This is a genomic window from Priestia taiwanensis (assembly GCF_014638355.1).
Taxonomy (GTDB): domain Bacteria; phylum Bacillota; class Bacilli; order Bacillales; family Bacillaceae_G; genus Priestia_D; species Priestia_D taiwanensis.
The window spans coordinates 200996-221287 of record NZ_BMFK01000003.1 but is presented as its reverse complement, the minus strand read 5'-3'; the positions used below and the strand labels follow the sequence as shown (position 1 = coordinate 221287).

The 20292-nt window shown below is 40.2% G+C and carries 20 protein-coding genes and 1 riboswitch; of the genes, 17 read left to right on the top strand and 3 right to left on the bottom strand.

Annotation, left to right across the window (positions count from 1 at the left end; translation table 11 throughout):
- Window positions 1-423 precede the first annotated feature (423 nt).
- Window positions 424-525: riboswitch (purine riboswitch) on the top strand.
- Window positions 526-643: 118 nt separating this feature from the next.
- From purE to purD, 12 genes are all read left to right on the top strand, one after another.
- Window positions 644-1132: a 5-(carboxyamino)imidazole ribonucleotide mutase gene (purE, locus tag IEV41_RS15960; RefSeq protein WP_188389493.1), complete on the top strand. Its 489-nt coding sequence runs from the start codon at window positions 644-646 to the stop codon at window positions 1130-1132.
- Entirely contained in the window at window positions 1132-2280 is a 1149-nt protein-coding gene (purK, locus tag IEV41_RS15955) for a 5-(carboxyamino)imidazole ribonucleotide synthase (RefSeq protein WP_373284259.1), read from the top strand. Before purE ends, purK begins: the two co-directional genes overlap by 1 nt.
- Entirely contained in the window at window positions 2277-3569 is a 1293-nt protein-coding gene (gene purB, locus IEV41_RS15950) for an adenylosuccinate lyase (RefSeq protein ID WP_188389491.1), read from the top strand. The genes purK and purB overlap by 4 nt, the downstream gene beginning before the upstream one ends.
- Window positions 3570-3659: 90 nt before the next feature.
- Window positions 3660-4382, top strand: a complete 723-nt coding sequence (gene purC / locus IEV41_RS15945) for a phosphoribosylaminoimidazolesuccinocarboxamide synthase (protein WP_188389490.1) — start codon at window positions 3660-3662, stop codon at window positions 4380-4382.
- Window positions 4370-4624 carry a phosphoribosylformylglycinamidine synthase subunit PurS gene (gene purS / locus IEV41_RS15940; RefSeq protein ID WP_188389489.1) on the top strand — a complete coding sequence of 85 codons (255 nt, stop codon included), beginning with the start codon at window positions 4370-4372 and terminating at the stop codon, window positions 4622-4624. The genes purC and purS overlap by 13 nt, the downstream gene beginning before the upstream one ends.
- Complete coding sequence (purQ, locus tag IEV41_RS15935) at window positions 4621-5304, top strand: phosphoribosylformylglycinamidine synthase subunit PurQ (RefSeq protein ID WP_188389488.1); 684 nt, start codon at window positions 4621-4623, stop codon at window positions 5302-5304. Before purS ends, purQ begins: the two co-directional genes overlap by 4 nt.
- Window positions 5288-7507, top strand: a complete 2220-nt coding sequence (purL, locus tag IEV41_RS15930; protein WP_188389487.1) for a phosphoribosylformylglycinamidine synthase subunit PurL — start codon at window positions 5288-5290, stop codon at window positions 7505-7507. Before purQ ends, purL begins: the two co-directional genes overlap by 17 nt.
- Window positions 7492-8907 (top strand): amidophosphoribosyltransferase, encoded by a 1416-nt coding sequence (purF, locus tag IEV41_RS15925; RefSeq protein ID WP_188389486.1) that lies wholly within the window; start codon window positions 7492-7494, stop codon window positions 8905-8907. Before purL ends, purF begins: the two co-directional genes overlap by 16 nt.
- A gap of 94 nt (window positions 8908-9001) precedes the next feature.
- The gene (gene purM, locus IEV41_RS15920; RefSeq protein WP_188389485.1) at window positions 9002-10027 is read left to right on the top strand and encodes a phosphoribosylformylglycinamidine cyclo-ligase; all 1026 of its coding nucleotides are present in this window, start codon (window positions 9002-9004) and stop codon (window positions 10025-10027) included.
- Window positions 10024-10605 (top strand): phosphoribosylglycinamide formyltransferase, encoded by a 582-nt coding sequence (purN, locus tag IEV41_RS15915; RefSeq protein ID WP_188389484.1) that lies wholly within the window; start codon window positions 10024-10026, stop codon window positions 10603-10605. The genes purM and purN overlap by 4 nt, the downstream gene beginning before the upstream one ends.
- Window positions 10605-12140 (top strand): bifunctional phosphoribosylaminoimidazolecarboxamide formyltransferase/IMP cyclohydrolase, encoded by a 1536-nt coding sequence (gene purH / locus IEV41_RS15910; protein ID WP_188389510.1) that lies wholly within the window; start codon window positions 10605-10607, stop codon window positions 12138-12140. Before purN ends, purH begins: the two co-directional genes overlap by 1 nt.
- A gap of 14 nt (window positions 12141-12154) precedes the next feature.
- On the top strand, window positions 12155-13423 hold the full coding sequence (gene purD, locus IEV41_RS15905; protein ID WP_188389483.1) for a phosphoribosylamine--glycine ligase: 1269 nt from the start codon (window positions 12155-12157) through the stop codon (window positions 13421-13423).
- A 26-nt stretch (window positions 13424-13449) separates the two neighbouring features.
- Here the strand turns inward: purD and IEV41_RS15900 are convergent, their stop codons facing one another.
- Window positions 13450-13983: a hypothetical protein gene (locus IEV41_RS15900; protein WP_188389482.1), complete on the bottom strand. Its 534-nt coding sequence runs from the start codon at window positions 13981-13983 to the stop codon at window positions 13450-13452.
- A 126-nt stretch (window positions 13984-14109) separates the two neighbouring features.
- On the opposite strand from IEV41_RS15900, the gene IEV41_RS15895 reads away from it, so the two are divergent.
- Both IEV41_RS15895 and IEV41_RS15890 read left to right on the top strand, forming a co-directional pair.
- Complete coding sequence (locus IEV41_RS15895) at window positions 14110-14343, top strand: hypothetical protein (RefSeq protein ID WP_188389481.1); 234 nt, start codon at window positions 14110-14112, stop codon at window positions 14341-14343.
- Window positions 14344-14358: 15 nt separating this feature from the next.
- Window positions 14359-14766: a hypothetical protein gene (locus tag IEV41_RS15890; protein ID WP_188389480.1), complete on the top strand. Its 408-nt coding sequence runs from the start codon at window positions 14359-14361 to the stop codon at window positions 14764-14766.
- 12 nt (window positions 14767-14778) lie between these two features.
- On the opposite strand, the gene IEV41_RS15885 is transcribed toward IEV41_RS15890, so the two are convergent.
- Window positions 14779-15102 carry a YnfA family protein gene (locus IEV41_RS15885; protein ID WP_188389509.1) on the bottom strand — a complete coding sequence of 108 codons (324 nt, stop codon included), beginning with the start codon at window positions 15100-15102 and terminating at the stop codon, window positions 14779-14781.
- Between the two features lie 331 nt (window positions 15103-15433).
- Here IEV41_RS15885 and IEV41_RS15880 point away from each other — a divergent pair, with 331 nt between their 5' ends.
- Window positions 15434-16771, top strand: coding sequence for a hypothetical protein (locus tag IEV41_RS15880; protein WP_188389479.1), 1338 nt, complete (start codon window positions 15434-15436; stop codon window positions 16769-16771).
- Window positions 16772-16875: 104 nt separating this feature from the next.
- Here the strand turns inward: IEV41_RS15880 and IEV41_RS15875 are convergent, their stop codons facing one another.
- The gene (locus tag IEV41_RS15875; RefSeq protein WP_229722272.1) at window positions 16876-17163 is read right to left on the bottom strand and encodes a YgaP family membrane protein; all 288 of its coding nucleotides are present in this window, start codon (window positions 17161-17163) and stop codon (window positions 16876-16878) included.
- A gap of 243 nt (window positions 17164-17406) precedes the next feature.
- On the opposite strand from IEV41_RS15875, the gene pcrB reads away from it, so the two are divergent.
- A complete protein-coding gene (gene pcrB / locus IEV41_RS15870; RefSeq protein ID WP_188389478.1) occupies window positions 17407-18084 on the top strand; it encodes a heptaprenylglyceryl phosphate synthase in 678 nt (225 codons plus the stop codon).
- A 4-nt stretch (window positions 18085-18088) separates the two neighbouring features.
- A complete protein-coding gene (gene pcrA / locus IEV41_RS15865; RefSeq protein WP_188389477.1) occupies window positions 18089-20290 on the top strand; it encodes a DNA helicase PcrA in 2202 nt (733 codons plus the stop codon).
- Window positions 20291-20292 lie beyond the last annotated feature (2 nt).

Sequence of the window (20292 nt, the reverse complement as noted above, 5' to 3'; positions counted from 1 at the left end):
TCCCCCTGTGAGAGTAGGACGTCGCCAGGCAACGTAAAAAGAACTAACATTATGTTAGTTCTTTTTTTATATTATTGTTCTCGTTAGGAATCTTATTAGTTGTCGGTGCATATTTATCGTTCGCAAGGAGTTTTAGTTGCTTATATAGCGTTTATTAATTACTTTAGTATTCCTTGCAATTAATTAGATTCCTTCAATATCATGTATCACTTTGAAGAAGATACATAATATAAGGCCTTTTCATTGCATTTTCTACGTAGAATTTGTTTAAATGGTAAAGGGGAGTAGGAGAGATATGTCCAAAACACCAACGTATTTTAGAGGGAAGTAAGAAAAACACACCTTAAATCCGAACGTTTTGAAAATTATATAAAAAATCATTCGATATTAATTGACATTATACTGAATAACTTGGTACTATGTTAGTAGATTCATAAAGAACCTCGTATAATCTTGGGGATATGGCCCATAAGTTTCTACCCAGTAACCGTAAATTGCTGGACTATGAGGGAGAGAGTTTATTTTGCTATGCATTCCATAGCCAAATGAATGTATTTCCCTTTTGTTGTGGAAATGATTCATTTGGCTTTTTCGTTTTTTCTAGTTAAAAGTTTTTCATCACTTATATAGATGGAGGAACAAGATGCAGAGTCCATTAGTTGGTATTATTATGGGAAGTACGTCAGATTGGGAAACAATGAAACATGCATGTGACATCTTAGAAGAACTAGAAATCCCGTACGAGAAGCAAGTTGTATCTGCACATCGTACACCTGATCATATGTTTCGTTATGCAGAAACAGCGAAAGAGCGAGGCTTACGCGTGATTATCGCAGGAGCTGGAGGAGCTGCACATCTACCAGGAATGGTTGCAGCAAAAACAGTACTTCCGGTTATCGGAGTTCCTGTTCAATCACAGGCGCTTAACGGCTTAGATTCGTTGTTGTCGATCGTTCAAATGCCAGGTGGTGTTCCAGTTGCGACTGTTGCGATTGGGAAAGCTGGTGCTACAAATGCCGGTTTATTAGCAGCACAAATACTTGGTACACATACACCGTACATACAAGAGCGATTAGAGAAAAGAAGAGAAGAAACCAAAGCTATGGTGTTAGAAAGCAGTGAGCTTGTATGATGCCACGTATTTTACCTGGAAGCACGATTGGGATTATTGGTGGCGGTCAATTAGGGCGAATGATGGCACTTTCAGCGAAAGAAATGGGATACCGCATTGCGGTATTAGACCCAACGCCAAATTCACCGTGTGCACAAGTGGCAGATATTGAGATTGTCGGTGCATATGATGATATGCAAGCCATTAAGAAATTACACGCAGTAAGTGATGTCATTACATATGAATTTGAAAATATTAATTACGAGGCTCTCACATGGCTAGAAGAACATGCGAATTTGCCACAAGGTAGTAGTGTGTTGCAAACGACGCAAAATCGTTTTCTCGAAAAAAGTACGATTGCCGAGATGGGTATTAACGTTGCACCGTTTCGTCGAGTGACGAATGCGAAAGACTTAAAGAAAGCTATCCAAGATTTCCAAATGCCTTGTGTCGTAAAGACAACGACAGGCGGATATGATGGGAAAGGGCAAGTAGTGATTCGAAAGCAACGTGATATACAAGAGGCACTGCAACTTGTGGAAGCGACGGAATGTATCGTCGAGAAGTGGATTACATTCGCCAAAGAATTATCGGTGATTGTTGTCCGTAGTGTAACAGGAGAAAGCGAAGCGTTCCCTGTAGCGGAGAATATACATGTGAATAATATTTTGCATCAAAGCATTGTTCCAGCAAGAATATCACGATCAACAGAGAAGAAAGCAATCGACTATGCGATGCAAATAGCAAATAAACTTGAAGTAGTTGGGACATTAGCAGTTGAAATGTTTGTGACCGATTACGGTGATTTATATATAAACGAATTAGCACCGAGGCCACACAACTCCGGTCATTACACGATGGATGCCTGTATGACATGCCAGTTTGAACAACATATACGAGCGATATGTGGATGGCCATTAGGCGAAACAACATTGTTAAAAAAAGTCGTAATGGTAAACATATTAGGGGAGCATTTAGATGCAGCGTTACGTCATATTCCTTATTTTCCGGGTGTGAAGCTTCACTTATACGGTAAGAAAGAAGCAAAATATCAACGAAAGATGGGACATCTAAATGTACTTCATGATAACCTTGAAGAGGCATTGCAGATGATTAATGCATGGAATATATGGTCAAAAGAAAGAGAATTAATGGAGGTACAATCATGATTGAACGTTATACACGACCAGAAATGGGTAGTATTTGGACAGAAGAAAACAAATTTAAAGCGTGGTTAGAAGTAGAAATTCTAGCATGTGAAGCATGGGCAGAGCTTGGTGATATTCCAAAAGAAGACGTACAAAAGTTGCGTGAACATGCATCATTTGATATTAACCGCATTTACGAAATTGAGCAAGAAACTCGTCATGATGTTGTAGCATTCACACGTGCTGTATCAGAAACACTTGGCGAAGAGCGTAAGTGGGTACACTACGGTTTAACATCAACTGACGTAGTAGATACAGCATTATCATACTTATTAGCGCAAGCAAATGAGATTTTATTAAAAGACTTAGAGAACTTCGTTGAAATCCTTGGGAACAAAGCGAAAGAACATAAATACACAGTGATGATGGGAAGAACGCACGGTGTTCACGCAGAACCGACAACATTCGGCCTGAAATTAGCGTTATGGTATGACGAAATGCGTCGTAACGTTGAACGCTTCAAGCAAGCGGCTGACACAGTTCGTGTTGGTAAAATGTCAGGTGCAGTTGGGACGTTTGCGAACATTCCACCATTCATCGAAGAGTTCGTATGCAATAAGTTAGGTTTAGCAGCTGCACCAGTATCAACACAAACGTTGCAACGTGACCGCCATGCGCATTACATTAGCACGTTAGCACTTATCGCAACATCAATTGAAAAAATGGCAGTAGAAATTCGTGGATTACAAAAGAGTGAAACACGTGAAGTAGAAGAGTTCTTTGCAAAAGGACAAAAAGGATCGTCAGCAATGCCACATAAGCGTAACCCAATCGGTTCAGAGAATATGACTGGTTTGGCACGTGTGATTCGTGGACATATGGTAACAGCGTATGAGAACGTACCACTATGGCATGAGCGTGATATTTCTCACTCTTCAGCAGAGCGTATCATCTTACCAGATGCAACAATTTTATTAAATTACATGTTAAATCGTTTCGGTAACATCGTGAAGAATTTAACGGTATTCCCAGAGAACATGAAGCGTAACATGGATCGTACATATGGATTAATTTTCTCACAACGTGTGATGTTAACATTAATCGATAAAGGTATGGCACGTGAAGAAGCGTATGATATCGTTCAACCGAAAGCGATGGAAGCATGGGAGACACAAGTACACTTCAAAGAGTTAGTAAAAGCAGAAGAACGTATTACAGCTGTATTAACAGAGGCAGAAATTGAAGAATGCTTCGATCCTGCATATCATTTAAGTGGTGTAGATACAATCTTTGACCGAGTTGGACTGTAAGACGAATGACATAGGCACAGAAACAATATACTTCTGTGCCTTTTTTCTAGCAAAGTATTTCGCAATATTCTGTATTGGGGGTAATTGTAAATGGAGAAAAAAGCGTTACTTTATGAAGGAAAAGCAAAGAAGATTTATACGACAGACGTAGAAAATATCGTCTGGGTATCATACAAAGACAGTGCAACGGCTTTTAACGGAGAGAAGAAAGCGGAGATTACAGGTAAAGGTGAATTAAATAACGAGATTACGAGTTTGCTATTTCAGAAGTTAACAGACGCAGGTGTAAAGAATCATTTCATTGAAAAATTATCGGCAACAGAGCAATTAGTAAAGAAAGTAGACATTATTCCGATAGAAGTAGTTATTCGTAATAGTGTAGCTGGTAGCTTGTCGAAACGACTTGGCATGGACGAAGGAACAGAGTTAGAAAAGGCAATCGTCGAATTTTATTACAAAGACGATACGCTAGGTGATCCACTTGTAACAGAAGATCATATTCGTGTCTTGAAGCTCGCAACACTAGAAGAATTACAGACTCTTCGTACACTTGGTTTATGCATTAACAACGTATTGAAAGAGCATTTTGCACAGTGTAATGTTCGTTTAGTAGATTTCAAAGTAGAGTTTGGCAAAACAAGCGATGGCGAGATTATACTAGCAGACGAAATTTCACCAGATACGTGTCGCTTATGGGACGCAGAAACGAATCAAAAATTAGATAAAGACGTGTTTAGACGAGATTTAGGGAATGTAACAGACGGATACAACGAAATTTTAAAACGTTTAGGGGGATTATCATGTACAAAGTAAAGGTGTTTGTAACGTTACGCGAAAGTATTCTAGATCCACAAGGAACAGCAGTAAAAGGTTCATTACATAGTCTAGGTTTTGAGGCAGTAGAAGATGTACGTATCGGGAAGTATTTAGAAGTAACAATTGATAAATCAGTAGAAAATATTGATCTTGCAGTGAAAGAAATGTGCGAGAAGTTGTTAACGAACGTTGTGATGGAAGATTACCGTTATGAAGTTGAGGAGGTCGTTGCACCGTGAAGTTTGCAGTCATCGTATTTCCGGGCTCTAACTGTGATGTAGATATGTTTCATGCGATTCAAGATGAACTAGGAGAAGAAGTAGAGTACGTGTGGCACGATGCATCTAGCTTAGATGCGTATGATGCGATTTTGTTACCTGGTGGATTCTCATACGGCGATTACTTGCGCTGCGGTGCTATTTCACGTTTTGCGAATGTGATGCAAGCGGTGAAGAAGGCTGCTGACGAAGGAAAGCCAGTACTTGGTGTATGTAACGGATTTCAAATTTTGACGGAAGCGGGTCTTTTACCAGGAGCGCTTATTCGTAATAACAACCTTAAATTTATGTGTAAGACAGAAGAGTTAATGGTAGCGAATAACAATACGATGTTTACATCTTTATATGAACAAGGTGAGGTTATTCGTATTCCAATTGCACACGGTGAAGGAAACTACTATTGTGACGAAGAGACGTTAGCTAGATTAGAAGAAAATAAGCAAATTGCATTCCGTTATGTCAATAACCCGAACGGTTCGGTAGCAGATATTGCAGGTGTGACGAACGAACGTGGCAACGTATTAGGAATGATGCCTCATCCAGAGCGTGCAGTTGATAGTTTATTAGGTGGAAATGATGGACTAAATGTATTCAAATCGATCTTAAAAGCATGGAGGGAATCGCATGTCGTTACTTCTTGAACCAAATCCAACTCAAATTGAAGAGAACAAAGTGTACGCAGAAATGGGTGTATCAGACGAAGAATTTGGGATGATCAAAGGCATCCTTGGTCGTCTGCCAAACTATACAGAACTAGGTTTGTTCTCGGTTATGTGGTCAGAACATTGTAGTTACAAAAATTCAAAGCCAGTATTACGTAAGTTTCCTACGAAAGGAGAACGGGTACTGCAAGGGCCAGGCGAAGGTGCTGGTATCGTTGATATCGGTGATAACCAAGCGGTTGTGTTCAAAATTGAAAGTCATAACCATCCATCTGCAATTGAGCCTTACCAAGGTGCTGCGACAGGTGTAGGCGGTATTATCCGTGACGTCTTTTCAATGGGAGCACGTCCAATCGCGTTACTAAATTCCCTTCGCTTCGGAGAATTACAAACGCCACGAGTAAAGTATTTGTTTGAAGAAGTAGTTGCAGGTATAGCGGGATACGGAAATTGTATCGGTATTCCAACAGTCGGCGGAGAAATCGCGTTCGATAAGTGCTATGAAGGAAACCCTCTCGTGAATGCGATGTGTGTAGGGTTAATTAACCATGAAGATATTAAAAAAGGGCAAGCGCACGGCGTTGGTAACACAGTGATGTATGTTGGTGCCAAAACAGGACGTGACGGTATTCACGGTGCAACATTCGCATCGGAAGAATTATCGGAAGCTTCAGAAGATAAGCGTCCAGCCGTACAAGTAGGCGATCCGTTCATGGAGAAGTTATTACTTGAAGCATGCCTTGAGTTAATTAAGAGTGATGCGTTAGTTGGGATTCAAGATATGGGAGCAGCGGGATTAACGTCATCATCAGCAGAAATGGCAAGTAAAGCAGGTATGGGAATCGAGATGTACTTAGATGACGTACCACAACGTGAAACAAGTATGACAGCATACGAAATGATGCTTTCAGAATCACAAGAACGTATGTTAATCGTTGTGACAAAAGGTCGTGAACAAGAAATCGTTGATTTATTCCACAAATACGATTTAGAAGCAGTCTCAATTGGTAAAGTAACGGACGACAAAATGTTACGTCTCTTCCATAAAGGCACAATGGTGGCAGAAGTGCCAGCGGATGCATTAGCGGAAGAAGCGCCAGTATATAACAAGCCATCAAAAGAAGCAGCGTACTATCAAGAATTCCAAGCGATGGTAGTGGAAACGCCACACATCGAGAATTACGGCGAAACGGTAATGAAGCTACTTCAACAGCCAACAATTGCAAGTAAAGAGTGGGTATATAACCAATACGATTATCAAGTACGTACAAATACAGTCGTAACACCAGGATCAGATGCAGCAGTTGTCCGTATTCGTGGGACAGAGAAAGCACTTGCGATGACGACAGATTGTAATAGCCGTTACATTTATTTAGATCCAGAAGTAGGCGGGAAAATCGCCGTGGCAGAAGCAGCACGTAACATCGTATGTTCTGGTGCAGAGCCATTAGCAATTACAGACTGTTTAAACTACGGAAACCCTGAGAAACCAGAAATCTTCTGGCAAATTGAGAAATCGGTAGAAGGAATGGCAGAAGCGTGCCGTACGTTAAGTACACCAGTTATTGGCGGGAACGTATCGCTTTATAACGAGCGTAGCGGAGAGGCTGTGTATCCAACGCCAACAGTAGGGATGGTTGGTTTAATTGACGACTTAGCGCATATTACGACACAATCATTTAAACAAGCAGGGGACATTATATATGTGATTGGTGAAACGTACGCAGAGTTTGGCGGTAGTGAGCTACAAAAGGTGTTAAACAACGGTGACATTTTCGGTAAAGCTCCGTCCATTGATTTAGAGAAGGAATTCGTTCGTCAACGTCAACTATTAAAGGCAATTCGTGCAGGGCTTGTGCAGTCGGCGCATGACGTGTCAGAAGGTGGCGTAGCAATTGCACTAGCAGAATCGACATTCGGTGCAAACTTAGGTACGTCCGTAACACTTGCTGGCGAAGAAGTATCGGCGTTATTTAGTGAAACACAATCACGCTTTGTCGTATCAGTAAAACGTGAGAATAAAGAAGCGTTTGAGAATATTGTAGAAGCAACACAAATCGGTGAAGTAACAGAAATGAATAAGATGGTTATTTACAATGAACAAGGCGAAACACTTGTAAACCTTTCAGTAGAGGAAATGAGAACAGCTTGGAAAGGAGCTATCCCATGCTTACTGAAATAAAAGGGCTACAGGAAGAGTGTGGTGTATTTGGGATATGGGGACATAAAGACGCAGCGCAAATTACGTACTATGGCTTGCATAGTTTGCAACACCGTGGGCAAGAAGGTGCTGGAATTGTGGTGAAAGACGGCAACACATTGAAAGGCCATCGAGGCTTAGGCCTCGTAACAGAAGCGTTTGGTCAAGGTCAACTACAAGAATTAGAAGGAACGGCAGCAATTGGTCACGTTCGTTATGCAACGGCTGGCGGTGGAGAAATGGCCAACGTACAACCACTTTTGTTTAACTTCTACGATCACAGCATGGCATTAGCACATAATGGGAATTTAATTAACGCACAGATGTTACGCCGTGAGTTAGAGGAAGAAGGAAGTATCTTTCAAACAAGTTCAGATACAGAAGTATTAATGCATTTAATTAAACGTTATCCACAAGAATCGTTTTTGGATAGTGTGAAATTTGCTTTGAACAAAGTAAAAGGTGCATTTGCTTATGTGCTATTAACAGATAATGAAATGATTGCAGCGTTAGATCCAAATGGGTTCCGTCCACTATCAATTGGAAAAATGGGTGATGCGTACGTTGTTGCTTCTGAGACGTGTGCCTTTGACGTTGTTGGTGCGACATATATTCGTGACGTGGAGCCAGGCGAACTCGTTATTATTAATGATGACGGCATTCACGTTGATACTTTTACAACGGATATCGAGCATGCAATTTGTAGTATGGAGTACATTTACTTCGCGCGCCCAGATTCTAATATTGCAGGTATCAACGTTCATACAGCGCGTAAAAACATGGGGAAATTATTAGCGGAAGAAGCACCAATTGAAGCAGACGTTGTTACAGGAGTGCCAGATTCTAGTATTTCAGCAGCGATTGGCTATGCAGAAGCGACAGGTATTCCATATGAACTTGGTTTAATTAAAAATCGTTACGTTGGTCGTACGTTCATTCAGCCATCGCAAGAACTTCGTGAGCAAGGTGTAAAGATGAAGTTATCAGCGGTTCGCAAAGTAGTGGAGGGGAAACGTGTCGTAATGATTGATGATTCGATTGTGCGTGGTACAACGAGCCGCCGAATCGTTCGTTTACTTCGAGAGGCAGGAGCTGCAGAAGTACACGTACGCATTGCATCGCCACCGCTGAAGTATCCATGCTTCTATGGCATCGATATTCAGACACGAAAAGAATTAATTGCATCTAAGCATTCAATAGAGGAAATCCGTCAAATTATTGGCGCGGATTCATTAACGTTTTTAAGTGAAGAAGGATTAGTAGAAGCAATTGGTCGCCCGTATGAAGGGAAATACGGAGGACTATGTATGGCCTATTTCAACGGAGATTATCCGACGGCACTGTACGATTACGAGAAAGAGTTTTTGACGACGGTGAGATAGATTTTTGTAGAATAGTTGGAAATAGAGTTGTTTCATCGCATAGCTGATGAAACAACTCTGACTTTTTTCGATAATAAAAGAAGAGGTGGACATAGTGGCAAACGCGTATAAGCAAGCTGGTGTTGATATCGAAGCAGGATATGAAGCTGTATCACGAATGAAGAAGCACGTGCAAAAGACGATGCGAAAAGAAGTGTTAAGTGGACTTGGTGGATTTGGTGGTATGTTTGATTTGTCGGCTACAGGTGTGAAAGAGCCTGTATTGGTATCTGGAACGGACGGCGTTGGGACGAAACTCATGCTTGCATTTATGATGGATAAGCACGATACGATTGGCATTGATGCAGTCGCAATGTGTGTGAATGATATTGTCGTACAAGGGGCAGAACCACTCTTTTTCTTAGATTACATCGCGTGTGGAAAAGCAGCACCAGAGAAAATTGAAAGTATCGTCAAAGGGATTGCAGATGGTTGTGCGCAAGCTGGCTGCGCATTAATTGGCGGTGAAACAGCAGAAATGCCTGGTATGTATGACGAGAGTGAATATGACTTAGCAGGATTTACAGTAGGCGTTGTTGAGAAAAAGAAAATCATCACGGGCCAAGCGATTCAAGAAGGTGACGTCTTAATAGGTCTAGCATCAAGTGGCATCCATAGTAATGGTTATTCACTCGTACGAAAAGTGTTACTACAAGACGCTGGGCTCTCGCTTCATGAAACATATGCGCCGTTAACACGCCCACTTGGAGAAGAGTTACTTGAACCAACTCGCATTTACATAAAACCGATGTTAGAAGTATTAAAGCAAGTTAGGGTAAAAGGAATGGCACACATTACAGGTGGTGGATTTATCGAGAACATTCCGCGTATGTTGCCAGAAGGATTAGGAGCAGAGATTAAGAAGGGAACGTGGTCTGTGCTACCAATCTTTGATTTCTTACGAGAAGTAGGTAACGTGCCAGAAGAAGATATGTACAATATTTTCAATATGGGAATTGGGATGGTTGTAGCGGTACGACAAGAAGATGTACAGAACATACTTCACGTATTAGAAGAAAGTGGAGAAAAAGCATCTGTTATTGGTACGGTAAAAGCTGGTGAAGGAGTTATATTCGTATGAAAAGAGTAGCAATCTTCGCATCAGGAAGTGGCTCGAACTTTCAAGCAATTGTCGACGCAACGCGCCTGGGAGAACTAGAAGCAGACGTATGCTTACTCGTATGTGATAAGCCAGATGCATATGTTGTGCAACGCGCCTTACAAAGTGGAATTCCAACGTTTGCTTTTAACCCAAAGGAATATGCGTCAAAGCAACACTTCGAGTTAGCTATTTTAGAAGAATTACAGAAACACGACATCGATTTCATTGTGCTTGCCGGGTATATGCGCTTAATTGGAGATACGTTGTTACACGCATATGGCGGTCGCATGACAAACATTCATCCTTCTCTTTTACCAAGCTTTCCAGGGAAAGATGCGATTTGGCAGGCGCTTCATGCTGGTGTGAAAATTACAGGTGTATCCATTCATTACGTCGATGAAGGAATGGATACGGGCCCAATTATTGCTCAAACGGCAGTTGAAATAGACGAATATGATACATTACAAAGCTTAGAGAAGAAGGTTCATGCGGTAGAGCATGCGTTATATATCCATACGTTACAACACATCTTTCAAAAAGAGAGGCAGGAAGTATGATGAAGAAACGAGCATTAGTTAGTGTATCTAATAAAGCAGGGATTGTTCCATTCGTACAAGGTCTTATTGAGCAAGGTATTGAAGTTATTTCAACAGGTGGTACGAAGAAGTTATTGCAGGACAATGGTTTAGACGTAATTGGGATTTCAGACGTAACGGGGTTCCCTGAAATTATGGACGGTCGCGTGAAGACGTTACATCCGAGCATTCACGGTGGCCTATTAGCTGTTCGTACGAATGAAAGTCATATGAAACAAATCGAAGACTTACATATTCAGCCGATTGATTTTGTTATCGTGAACTTATATCCATTTAAAGAGACCATTTCAAAAGCGGATGTAACGTGGGATGATGCGATTGAAAACATTGACATCGGTGGTCCAACGATGATTCGCTCGGCAGCGAAAAATCATGAGTTCGTGACAGTTGTTGTGGATCCAGCTGATTATGATCCTATTCTTCATGAGCTTAGTGAGAAAAAGGACGTGTCATTAGAAACGAAGCGTCGTCTCGCAGCGAAAGTATTCCGTCATACAGCGGCATACGATTCGTTAATCTCACAATTTTTAACAGATGCGGTTGGAGAAGAAAGTCCAGAGTCGTATACAGTAACATTTGAGAAGAAACAAGATTTACGTTACGGAGAGAATCCGCACCAAAAAGCGACGTTCTACAAACAGCCATTAGCGAAAACATCATCCGTTGCTTTTGCCAAGCAATTACACGGTAAGGAATTATCGTATAACAACATTAACGATGCAGACGCAGCACTCAGCATCGTAAACGAATTTAACGAGCCGGCAGTTGTTGCGGTAAAACATATGAATCCGTGTGGTGTTGGTGCTGGAGCGACAATCTTGGAAGCGTATGAGAAAGCGTACAATGCAGACCCGACATCCATTTTCGGTGGGATTGTTGCTGCAAACGGTGAAATTGATAAAGTAACAGCAGAAAAAATGCATGAAATTTTCTTAGAAATTATTATTGCACCATCATTCTCAGAAGAAGCGTTACATATTTTACGCGAAAAGAAAAATATTCGTCTATTAACAGTAGAGATGGAGAAAGGAATGAATGTAGAGCAACGTATTACTTCTATCCACGGTGGATTGTTAGTCCAAGATGAAGATATGTTAACGCTTGAAGATGCGATTGTTTCTATTCCAACAACACGTGAGCCATCTGAACAAGAGTGGGAAGACTTAAAGCTTGCGTTTAAAGTAGTAAAACATGTGAAGTCAAATGCAATTGTACTCGCAAAAGATAATATGACAATTGGAGTAGGGGCAGGACAGATGAATCGTGTCGGTGCAGCGAATATCGCGATTACACAAGCAGGTGAGAAGGCAGAGGGCGCGGCTCTTGCATCCGATGCATTTTTCCCAATGAGCGATACAGTTGAAGCAGCTGCAAAAGCAGGCGTAACAGCTATTATTCAACCAGGTGGAAGCATTCGTGATGAAGAGTCAATCGCAAAGGCGAATGAATATGGCATCGCGATGGTATTCACAGGAATTCGTCACTTTAAACATTAAGAGGAGGACTGAGAATGAAAGTATTAGTAATCGGACGCGGTGGACGTGAGCATGCATTAGCATGGAAGTTTGCTCAGTCACCGATTGTGAATGAAGTATTTGTCGCACCTGGTAGTGATGGAATGCGCGATGTAAGCACAATCGTTCCAATCGATGAAAATGATTTTCCGAGTTTAATAACGTTTGCGAAAGAAAATCATATTGATCTAACATTTGTCGGTCCAGAAGTACCACTTGTGAACGGAATTGTTGACGCATTTGAAGAGGTGGGCTTACGTATTTTCGGTCCTCGCAAAAATGCTGCCATCATTGAAGGAAGCAAAGCGTTTACGAAAGATTTAATGAAGAAATACGAAATTCCAACAGCGGCATATGAAACATTTACACACTATGAAGAGGCGAAGCGTTATATCGAAACAATTGGTGCCCCAATTGTTATTAAGGCAGATGGTCTTGCAGCTGGTAAAGGGGTCGTTGTCACAATGACAGTGGAAGAGGCACTTGCTAGTTTGAAAGAAATGATGCAAGATGCAAAGTTTGGCGAGGCGAGTGCTCAAGTAGTAATCGAAGAATATTTAGAGGGCGAAGAGTTTTCATTCATGGCGTTTGTAAATGGTGAGAATGTGTACCCAATGATTATTTCACAAGATCATAAGCGTGCATATGACAATGACGAAGGACCAAATACTGGTGGAATGGGTGCATATTCACCAGTGCCACAAATTAGTGCGGACGTGTTACGTGAAGCGACAGAAACGATTCTTCTCCCAACAGCAAAGGCAATGCTACAAGAAGAACGCTCTTTTACAGGTATTTTATATGCTGGGCTTATTTTAACGAAAAATGGTCCAAAAGTAATTGAGTTTAACGCTCGCTTTGGTGATCCGGAAACAGAAGTATTGTTGCCGTTATTAAAGAGTGATCTAGCCGAAGTTGTGATGAATGTATTAAATGGAAAAGACGTGACGTTAGAATGGTCGGATGAAGCACTTGTTGGTGTCGTTCTAGCATCTACTGGTTATCCTGAAAGTGCATCGAAAGGTCATGCGATTCACGGATTAGAAAAGTTAGATGAGACAACACTTGTATTTCATGCTGGTACGAAGATAGAAGGCGATACATTTGTGACAAATGGCGGTCGTGTGTTATTTATCGCGTGCAAAGGAACAGATTTAGCTGAAGCACAAGCAAATGTATATGAGCAAATTCAGCGTATTACGTCCGACGGGTTATTTTATCGACGCGATATTGGATATAAAGCAATAAGACAACTACATGTATAATGAAGAAAATGCCTAATCGAGAGCGATTAGGCATTTTCTTCGTATGCTTTTTGTTTCTTGGAAGAAACGAATAAATCCGGAATAAATAAGAGTGTTGCGAGAAAGATGGCAATATAAGGATTGCGAAGTTCAACACCAGGAATGGCGATGAGTACATAGTAAAGAAGGACAGAATCGATCGCGATACGACTAACACAATAAAATATAAGAGCATAGGATTTATTTCTGAAGATGTATGTGGAAGCGGCGGATAAGAAAGTATGTACAGTAATCTCTAAAGCGAGATACATGATGCAAATGATTAGCCCAACAGCGAAAATGGTCATATTACTTTCAAAAATAAGAACGTGCTGAAATACATACGATACCCCTTTGAAGAGGAGAAACGCAATGAGGCCCATTGCAGCAACGGTTGATGTAAGGAACGAACTTAAGATGAGGTTCGCTGCAATGATTGGAACAAGGTTCTTTCCGTCTTTGAAATCATCTTTTGAGATGAAAAAGATGAATAAACTAGATAAGAGGAAAATAATACTTAGTATACTAATCGCCATCCACATGAAATCTCTCCTTTTACATAGAAATTAGATCATTCCCTTTTATTATATATGTTACAAAAAGATGTGGGAAGGATTGGAAGTTTCTTTCTAGAATATGTCTAGAAGATGACAAGGGAGGGATTCAACATGGATAAATGGTCGAAGTCTATCATGACAAAATGGCTTGCGATTCCAAGTGTGTTCAAAAGAGGATTTGTTACGCTCTTTGCTCTTATTTATTTGCTTATCATGTTAAGTAAGGGATTGTTAGTTATGTTGGATGTTTTACATGGAGATGTTCTTTTATCCTGGCCAACAATTGGTGCTTCGCTTATTTTAGCATTCGTCATTGTTATGATAGTGAATAAGCCAAAAAAGTAAGGATGGGGTCAGCTTATGAAAAAGAAATATTGGATAATTGGTATTATTGCTACACTACTTCTTGTAAGTGGCGTTGCTTACGGAGTGTATGTCTATCAAAATGCTAGTATTCAAATAATGATTGTGAACAAGACAGATAAACCAATTGATCGTCTAGAGATACAACTAAGTCCAGGGGTGACATTCCGAACGTTGCCAACAGTGAACGTAGGAGAAGAAGTAGAAGAAACGGTTGACCCTAGCGATTCAAATGTGAAAATGAGAGACAAAGTATGGATTGCACATACAAGTAAATCGGGATCGGAAATTGCACTTGGTTATATTGAAACAGCTTATCGCGGTAAGCTGGAAGTGGTCATTCATAAATTAGAAGAGAATGAAACAGAAGTAGCGATGACAAAATTAGGAGTGAAATTATGGTAAGGGGATACAAGTTTATCCCCTTGACCGAAGCATAACGGTAACGCCGACTAAACAAATAGCGCCGCCTACCCAGTCATACATATCGGGCATTTTCTTATCGACAATCATGCCCCAAAATAAGCTCATCACGATGAAGACACCACCATATGCCGCATAGACACGACTAAATGTCGGGAACGTTTGCCATGTGGCAATTACTCCGTATAAGACAAGAGCGATTCCACCAATTAGTCCATACCAAGGGGACGCTTCCTCTCGTAACCATTGCCAAATTAAATAGCCTCCGCCAATTTCAGCGAGACCTGCTAAGAAAAAAATAAATGCAGCTTGTAGCATGTTATATAGCTCCTTACTCATAATATACCTTCTATCATAACATAACTGGATAAATGAAAAGCCTTAAAATGAGTTAGTGTAATAACCTTTCTTAAGGGATTTTATATTGTAAAGGGGTCTTAGAAATAGAGTTATATACCTTTCTCTTTTTTGAAATTTATGATATTTTATACTTTATGTGAAAAAATAACCAATTTAATGATTTGAGATAATATTTAATAGTGTTGTTAAATGAATAGTAATCTTCTTAAATGTAATAGAAATGCGTTATTTTGCAAACAAGTAATCGTCGTAAAGAATAGTCAAGTATATAATAGAAGAAGGATGTAGTATGATGAGCGAAAAAAAGAGTAAATGGTTATTACCAACATTGGTGGGTAGTGGAATTTTTATCGGAGTGTTTGGGATGAAAATACTTCCTGTAATTACGAATGAATTTAGTAGTAAAGGTACAGAAGCTACTACTAATCTTAATGGTGAGAAGGAAAAGTCATATAATGTAGATGAGCAAATTGATCCGATGTTATTAAATGAAGTAAAAGGAATAGAAATAGAAGAGACAGTGAACTCTGTAGCGACGATGCGTGATGGTCATTCTATCGGAGTTGGCCTGGCAATACACACTTCTTATCTTTTGAAAAGTAATAAGCATGGAGACCAGATGTGGAAAGACATTAGTTCTATTAGAGGTAAAAAAAATTATGAACATTTTTTAAATGTACTAGCAACATCTGATGGAGGATATATAACAATGGGTTCCTTAAAGGAAGTTGGTTTAGAATATTCCGAGGCGCTCTTGGTTAAACATAATAAGAATGATGAGGAAGAATGGAGAGGAAAGTTTTCTTTTCCTTCTCACGGTATCTATGGAACAGATATATTTACTTCTGTTACTGAAATGAAAGATGGAAGTTTTATTGTGCTAGGGTCTGTCGATAGACCGGATTTAGCAGATGGACGTATAGAAACACCAATATTAGTAAAATATAGTGCAAAAGGTCAATTATTATGGCATAAGGTATTGCAACCTAGTAAACAAGGAATATATTCAATGCGCGTAAAAGAAACAACGGATAATGGATTAGTTATTGTTGGTGTTGATAAGTCGAATAACAGAAAAGATAAAGCATTTATTCTAAAGTGTGACGATAAAGGAAATGAAGTTTGGAGTCGATATTTTAGTTTAGAGGAAGGTGTTTATTTTAGTTCCGTTATAGAGACTAGTGATGGTGGATTTATCGGAATAGGAGAACGAGAGGGGGGACCTAAAGTTCTTGTGAAGTATGGTAAGGATGGACAAAAAGAATGGATGAAAGATGCAGAAGTAATTGGCTTAGGGAAACGAGAAGGAATACACGATCTCTCGCAATCGACTATTCCAACGTTTGATGGAGGATTTATCACTGTAGGGTCTAAAATATCTATTGATGGTAAAGATATGGAGAATGATAAGGACGAGTTAGATGGGCTTATAATAAAATATAATGAATTAGGAGAAGTTACTTGGAGAAAAGAACTTAAAGGAAATCGAATGGATTATATGATGGGTATTTGGCAAACAAGTAAGAATGAATATGTAGTCAATGGCCTCAGTAATTCTACAAACCTTAATTCAAATGTACCCGAAAATGGGAAGTTGGTATTTACATTAGAAGTATCAGACCACTAAGCAAGTTCGTTGAAATGAATTTGGAAAGTATAACATATATTCAGTTATAATAAAAATCCCCCAATTGTTAGTTCTTCCTAATAATTGGGGGGTTTTTGTTTCCATTACGAAGGGTTAATCAACCTTGCTAATTCTTCCAGACCTTCGAACTCATTTTTCTTCGGCTTTGGGAAGAATGCGAAGATGTCTTTGAACCCCATCATAAATTTGACCGGACAGAAGCGTAATGCTCCTGATGCTACTTTCATCGCACCAAGCATGGCGAGGAGGAGTGCCATGTAATTACACGGTCTGCGAACGAGTTTGGCTGTAGACCAGGACAGGAGGGTAAATCCACAGGTCATTCGCAAAAATGCATTCAGTAATCCTATGTTTTGCTTCAAACGGAACACCTCTTCCACAGTTGTGTGTGATGTGTCTATCGTTGGTCGTAAGAGAAAAAAGTATATCTTTCTCTTATATCTAGTGTGCGTCATGAAGAGGAGGATATACATTCTGTTTTTGGCTCCAATGTCGCTTTAGTTTCTGCTATACTGTTAAAGATAAGGAAAGAATATAGTAGAAGGAACGCGCAGGACGAGAACGAGGCTTCGCGTTTCGTTTTATTTTATAGAAGATGTATGGTGGAGGATTCTATGTACGATTATAGAGAGTGGAAACACTTATTTAAATTAGATCCAACGATTGAAATCGATGAAGATATGTTAGAGAGCATTTGTGAATCAGGAACAGATGCAATTTTTGTGAGTGGAACGAATGAGCTGGCCATTGATGACATCTTAATGTTACTTGTACGTATTCGCCGTTATTCCGTTCCATGTGTATTAGAAGTATTTAACGTAGAAAATTACACACCGGGATATGATTCGTATTTCATTCCAAGTGTGTTAAATACGAAAGATGCGAAGTGGATTACAGGTGTCCAGCATGATGTCATGATGGAATATGGTCATATTAGTATGGATGAAATCATTGGAGAAGGCTACTGTATGGTGAACGAAGCAGCACCAATGGCAAAGATTGCACATGCTGAATGTAACATCGGAGAAGATGACATCGTTGCATATGCACGCATGGCAGAGAAGTTCGCTAAGTTACCAATTTTTCATGTGACCAAGACCGATGTAGATATTATCAAGCAAGTAAAAGAAGAGTTACACGATACGAAATTGTTCTATACGACAGCTATTCAAACGATAGAGGAAGCGAGAGAAATTGCCTCACACGTAGATACATTAGTAGTAGAAGGAACAGTATATACAGATTTAAAAACTGCTCTAGCGACGGTGAAGGCAGTGAAGGAAGGAAAGTGATAGCATGTTACGTGATGCACAGCAATTGTTACAAGGATTGAATGAGCGTCAACAAGAAGCGGTGAGAACGACAAATGGCCCACTTCTAATTATGGCGGGTGCAGGTAGTGGAAAGACGCGTGTATTAACGCATCGTATTGCCTATTTAATGGCGGAAAAGGGTGTGGCACCGTGGAGTATTCTTGCGATTACGTTCACGAACAAAGCGGCACGTGAGATGAGAGAGCGTATTGATGCACTTGTCGGAAAAGATGCAGAAGATATTTGGATTTCAACATTCCACTCGATGTGTGTTCGCATTTTACGTCGTGATATTGACCGTATTGGTTACAACCGTAATTTCTCTATTTTAGATACGACGGATCAATTAACGGTTATTAAGAACATTTTAAAAGAGAAGAATGTAGACCCGAAGAAATTCGATCCACGTAGCATTTTAGGAACAATTAGCAACGCAAAGAACGAATTACATACACCTAAAGATGTGAAAAAAGAGGCGATGACGCCTTACGATACATTAGCGGCAGAAGTGTACGAGATGTATCAAGATCGCCTGAAGAAGAACCATTCGTTAGACTTTGACGATTTAATTATGATGACGATTCACTTGTTCCAACGTGTACCAGAAGTATTAGAGTATTACCAACGTAAGTTCCAATATATACACGTAGATGAGTATCAAGATACGAACAGAGCACAGTACATGCTTGTAAATATGATGGCAGCAAGATTTAAGAATTTATGTGTCGTTGGTGACTCGGATCAGTCCATTTATCGTTGGCGCGGAGCGGATATTACGAATATCCTCTCATTTGAAAAAGACTACGATAATGCTACAGCAATTTTCTTAGAGCAAAACTACCGCTCAACACAAACAATTTTGAATGCGGCAAATGCTGTCATTGAAAACAACATGAACCGTAAGCCGAAAAATTTATGGACAGAAAATATGAAGGGCAACACGATTAGTTATTACCGTGCTGGTACGGAGCAAGAAGAAGGTCACTTCATCGCTGGTAAAATTAATGAGTACATTCAACAAGGGAAGCGTCAATACAAAGACGTGGCAATCCTATACCGTACGAATGCGCAGTCTCGTGTGATAGAGGAAGTATTCTTAAAGTCGAACATTCCGTATAAAATTATTGGCGGTACGAAGTTCTACGACCGTAAAGAAATTAAAGATATTTTAGCGTACCTTCGTTTAATTGCGAATCCAGATGATGATATTAGTTTACAACGTGTCGTGAACGTACCAAAGCGTGGTATCGGGGCGACATCGGTGGATAAAGTAATTAACTATGCGTTGTCACAAGATTTAACGATTACACAGTCGCTAGAAGTTGTTGATTTCATTGGCCTAAGTGCAAAAGCTACAAACTCTCTCCGTTCGTTCCATGAGATGGTGCGACGTTGGCACAATACGCAAGATGAATATTCTGTTACAGAACTTGTAGAAGATGTGCTAGATCAGACTGGTTACATTGATATGTTAAAAGCTGAGAACAACTTAGAAGCAGCGGCACGTATTGAGAACATTGAAGAGTTCCTATCTGTAACGAAAAACTTCGAGGAAACGAGTGAAGATAAGAGCTTAGTTGCATTCTTAACAGACTTAGCGCTAGTTGCAGATATTGATAAGTTAGACGAGGAAGATGAAGATCCAAATAATGAAGTTGTCTTAATGACGATGCACTCGGCGAAAGGTCTAGAGTTCCCGGTTGTCTTCATTTTAGGAATGGAAGAAGGTATCTTCCCACACTCACGTTCATTAATGGATGAGAGTGAAATGGAGGAAGAGCGACGCCTAGCGTATGTTGGTATTACACGTGCAGAAGAAGAGTTATACTTAACAAATGCACAGATGCGTACAATTTTTGGCCGCACAAGCATTAACCAACCGTCTCGCTTTATTAAAGAAATTCCAGCTGAGTTAATTGAAGGATTGAATGAACGAAGCAACAGTGGTCCTAGAAGAACAGGAACGGCAACGCGTCCTTCTGCGATTCGTCCACAAGTGAAAACAACAGGTGGCGAGAAAATCGGCTGGAGCGTTGGTGACAAAGCGTCTCATAAATCATGGGGAGTTGGAACGGTCGTTAGCGTGAAGAAGGCTGGAGATGAAATGGAATTAGATATTGCTTTCCCAAGTCCAACAGGCATTAAACGTCTGTTAGCGAAATTCGCACCAATTGAGAAAGTATGAGG

Bases quoted from the DNA above. Each gene is read 5' to 3' on its own strand.
- IEV41_RS15880 (WP_188389479.1), top strand. From the start codon at position 15,434: ATGATGAGCGAAAAAAAGAGTAAATGGTTATTACCAACATTGGTGGGT.
- purE (WP_188389493.1), top strand. From the start codon at position 644: ATGCAGAGTCCATTAGTTGGTATTATTATGGGAAGTACGTCAGATTGG.
- pcrA (WP_188389477.1), top strand. From the start codon at position 18,089: ATGTTACGTGATGCACAGCAATTGTTACAAGGATTGAATGAGCGTCAA.
- IEV41_RS15890 (WP_188389480.1), top strand. From the start codon at position 14,359: ATGAAAAAGAAATATTGGATAATTGGTATTATTGCTACACTACTTCTT.
- IEV41_RS15895 (WP_188389481.1), top strand. From the start codon at position 14,110: ATGGATAAATGGTCGAAGTCTATCATGACAAAATGGCTTGCGATTCCA.
- purD (WP_188389483.1), top strand. From the start codon at position 12,155: ATGAAAGTATTAGTAATCGGACGCGGTGGACGTGAGCATGCATTAGCA.
- purB (WP_188389491.1), top strand. From the start codon at position 2,277: ATGATTGAACGTTATACACGACCAGAAATGGGTAGTATTTGGACAGAA.
- purF (WP_188389486.1), top strand. From the start codon at position 7,492: ATGCTTACTGAAATAAAAGGGCTACAGGAAGAGTGTGGTGTATTTGGG.
- IEV41_RS15885 (WP_188389509.1), bottom strand. From the start codon at position 15,102: ATGCTACAAGCTGCATTTATTTTTTTCTTAGCAGGTCTCGCTGAAATT.
- purK (WP_373284259.1), top strand. From the start codon at position 1,132: ATGCCACGTATTTTACCTGGAAGCACGATTGGGATTATTGGTGGCGGT.
- IEV41_RS15900 (WP_188389482.1), bottom strand. From the start codon at position 13,983: ATGTGGATGGCGATTAGTATACTAAGTATTATTTTCCTCTTATCTAGT.
- pcrB (WP_188389478.1), top strand. From the start codon at position 17,407: ATGTACGATTATAGAGAGTGGAAACACTTATTTAAATTAGATCCAACG.
- purS (WP_188389489.1), top strand. From the start codon at position 4,370: ATGTACAAAGTAAAGGTGTTTGTAACGTTACGCGAAAGTATTCTAGAT.
- purC (WP_188389490.1), top strand. From the start codon at position 3,660: ATGGAGAAAAAAGCGTTACTTTATGAAGGAAAAGCAAAGAAGATTTAT.
- purL (WP_188389487.1), top strand. From the start codon at position 5,288: ATGTCGTTACTTCTTGAACCAAATCCAACTCAAATTGAAGAGAACAAA.
- purH (WP_188389510.1), top strand. From the start codon at position 10,605: ATGAAGAAACGAGCATTAGTTAGTGTATCTAATAAAGCAGGGATTGTT.
- purN (WP_188389484.1), top strand. From the start codon at position 10,024: ATGAAAAGAGTAGCAATCTTCGCATCAGGAAGTGGCTCGAACTTTCAA.